The following is a 591-nucleotide window of genomic DNA, read 5'->3' as shown; positions in this document are numbered from 1 at the left end:
GGAATATGTCGCGATCCGCGAAAATCTCGGCCGCGCCGCCGCCAAGGAACAATTGATCCGCGACGGCCAGTCGTTCGGCGCCAGCATCCCCGATTACGTCACCCCCGAATTCGTCCGCGATGAAGTCGCGCGCAGCCGCGCGAGCATCCCCAACAACATCAACCACCCCGAATCCGAGCCGATGGCGATCGGCCGCAACTTCCTGGGCAAGATCAACGCCAATATCGGCAATTCCGCCGTGACCTCGTCGGTCGAGGAGGAGGTCGAGAAGATGGTGTGGGCGATCCGCTGGGGCGCCGACACCGTGATGGACCTCTCCACGGGCCGCAACATCCACACCACCCGCGAATGGATCTTGCGCAACTCGCCGGTGCCGATCGGCACCGTGCCGATCTACCAGGCGCTCGAAAAGGTCGGCGGCGTCGCCGAGGACCTGACCTGGGAAATCTTCCGCGATACCCTCATCGAGCAAGCCGAACAGGGCGTCGATTATTTCACGATCCACGCCGGTGTCCGCCTCGCCTACATCCCGATGACCGCCAAGCGCGTCACCGGCATCGTATCGCGCGGCGGCTCGATCATGGCGAAATG

General features: G+C 63.8%; 1 protein-coding gene. It reads left to right on the top strand.

The features are described 5' to 3' along the window. Nucleotides 1-591, top strand: a 591-nt coding sequence (locus AACY45_RS27535; RefSeq protein WP_339548615.1) for a phosphomethylpyrimidine synthase ThiC, incomplete at both ends; no start/stop codon positions are given.

This window comes from Pseudomonas sp. RA_35y_Pfl2_P32 (assembly GCF_963970735.1).
Classification (GTDB): domain Bacteria; phylum Pseudomonadota; class Gammaproteobacteria; order Pseudomonadales; family Pseudomonadaceae; genus Aquipseudomonas.
The sequence above is the reverse complement of the archived record's forward strand: the minus strand, read 5'-3'. Positions and strand labels throughout refer to the sequence as shown.